The 1,531-nt window shown below is 51.5% G+C and carries 2 protein-coding genes; both read right to left on the reverse strand.

Going from position 1 to position 1,531, the window contains the following annotated elements; genetic code table 11:
• Nucleotides 1–58: 58 nt before the first annotated feature.
• A complete protein-coding gene (locus tag ACTHUE_RS18605; RefSeq protein ID WP_107792358.1) occupies nt 59–901 on the reverse strand; it encodes an HlyC/CorC family transporter in 843 nt (280 codons plus the stop codon).
• Nucleotide 902: 1 nt separating this feature from the next.
• Entirely contained in the window at nt 903–1,418 is a 516-nt protein-coding gene (gene ybeY / locus ACTHUE_RS18610) for an rRNA maturation RNase YbeY (protein ID WP_107792359.1), read from the reverse strand.
• Nucleotides 1,419–1,531: the final 113 nt, after the last annotated feature.

Here is a 1,531-nt window from a genome sequence, read left to right on the forward strand (position 1 = left end):
GCGACAAAGTCTTTGTTGTCGCGTGTTTGATAGTGTTTGGAGACGTGATCCAGAATAATCATGGTTTATCCGTGTTTTCTTTAATTCGTGTGGCCATCAGGGTGTGCAGACGGCGGTTGTCGGCGCGCGCGACGGTAAATTGCAGGCTGCCGATGATGACTTTTTCGCCGCGTACGGGCAGGTGCCCCAATTCTTGAATGACCAGGCCGCCGATGGTATCGGCTTCTTCGCTGCTGTATTCCGTACCGAAGAAGGTGTTGATGTCTTCGATTTCGGTAGCCGCGTGGATGCGCCAGCGTTCGGAAGAAACGGCGTGGATATTGTCGGCGCTGTCGTCTTCGTCAAACTCGTCTTCGATGTCGCCGACGATTTGCTCGATGATGTCTTCAAAGGTTACCAGGCCGGATGTGCCGCCGTATTCGTCGATAACAATCGCCATGTGGTTGCGTTGCTCGCGGAACTCTTTTAAAAGGGCGGTCAAAGATTTGCCTTCGGGAACGAAAACGGCAGGGCGTAAGACGGATTTCAGGTGAAACTGCTCGGGGTTGAACATATATTTGAGCAGGTCTTTGGCGTGCAAAATACCTAAAACCTCGTCTTTGTCTTCACCGATGACGGGGAAACGCGAATGGGCGGTTTCGATGATGTAGGCCGTGATGCGCTCGATGCTGTCGTTCTCTTTCAATACGTTCATGCGGCTGCGCGTAATCATGGCATCACGCACTTCCAGTTCGGCAAAGTCCAATACTTTTTCCAGCCGGGTCAGTGTGTCGGCATCAAAAACTTCCTGCTCGTGCGCTTGGCGCAGCAGGGTTAATACGTCTTCGGCGGAGTCGGGCTCGCCGGCAAGTCGGGAGATTAGGCGTTCGAAAAACTTGGGTTTCGACTGCGTACCGTCCATTTTAATATTCGTCCTCTTGGTAGGGGTTGGGGAAGCCTGACGCCAGCATCAGGCGGATTTCTTCGGCTTCCATTATTTCGGCTTCATCGTCTTCGATGTGGTCGTAGCCCATCAGGTGTAAAGTACCGTGTATGGTCAGGTGGGCAAAATGCTGCTCAGGTGTTTTGCCTTGTTCGGCGGCTTCTTTCAAAACCACTTGCGGGCAAATCACCAAATCGCCATACAGGCCGTCTGAAAACTGGTCGGGCAGGATTTCGCCTTCGTTGAGTGCGAAACTCAATACATTGGTGGCGTAATCTTTGCCGCGGTAGTCGCGGTTGTAGGCGCGGGCTTCTTCTTCGTCCAGAAGAATCAGGCTGATGTCTGCACGGCGGTATTCGTTTTTCAAGGCAGACCACGCCCAGCGGTAAAAATCGCGTTCGCTCGGAAGGTTGGCGGCGGAAGAAGCGTTTTCAAAGTGCAGATGAAAACGTTGCCGCTGTAAGGATAAAAAAGGATATTGTTTGGCGCGTTTCATGTTGTCCGGAAAATTTGGTTTTTAGGCGTAAATATAACATATTCACCCCCATGCCGTCTGAAAAAACGCCCAAAATATGATAGACTTCATGCCGTTTTCCATCTTTCAGGCAA

The sequence above is a fragment of the Neisseria sp. P0021.S005 genome (assembly GCF_051956955.1).